This is a genomic window from Micromonospora sp. M51 (assembly GCF_018070305.1).
GTDB lineage: Bacteria > Actinomycetota > Actinomycetes > Mycobacteriales > Micromonosporaceae > Micromonospora > Micromonospora parva.
This window is the reverse complement of sequence record NZ_JAGPXZ010001509.1, coordinates 1-460: the sequence shown is the minus strand read 5'-3', so window position 1 is coordinate 460 and position 460 is coordinate 1. Positions and strand designations below refer to the sequence as shown.

The following is a 460-nucleotide window of genomic DNA, read 5'->3' as shown; positions in this document are numbered from 1 at the left end:
CCGCACACGCCGATGCCGGCCGGGCCGCAGCCGGTCATCCACCCGCCCGGCGCCCGGGTGTCGGTGGCGGCGGCCGTCCGGCGTGGTCTGCTCGCCACGGTGGCCGGCTGCCTGGCGCTGCACCGGCTGGAGGTGATCTCCGCAGACGCCTCCGCCGTCGATGGCCGCGCTCTGGTCGAGTGCCGGGTGCAGCCCCGCTACGGCCTTCCGCCGGACCCGGTACCGCTCCGCGCCGACCTGCGCCGGGCGGTCGCCGGCGACGTGTCGGTCACCCAACGGCTGCGCGGCCGGGCGCTCGCCAGCCGGGGCGGTGGCGCGGCTCCACGAGTGGTCTGGCACCGCGAGGCCGCCACCGGGGCCGTACTCCTGGAACTGCGCGCCGCCGACGCCGCCGGCCTGCTCTACCGGGTCGCTGGTGCCCTCGACGAGGCCGGCGCCCTGGTTCGGGCGGCCCGCATCT

General features: G+C 78.9%; 1 pseudogene. It reads left to right on the top strand.

From position 1 onward, the window contains the following. Positions 1-460 (top strand): annotated as a pseudogene (locus KBX53_RS35705) ([protein-PII] uridylyltransferase); the annotation flags it as partial.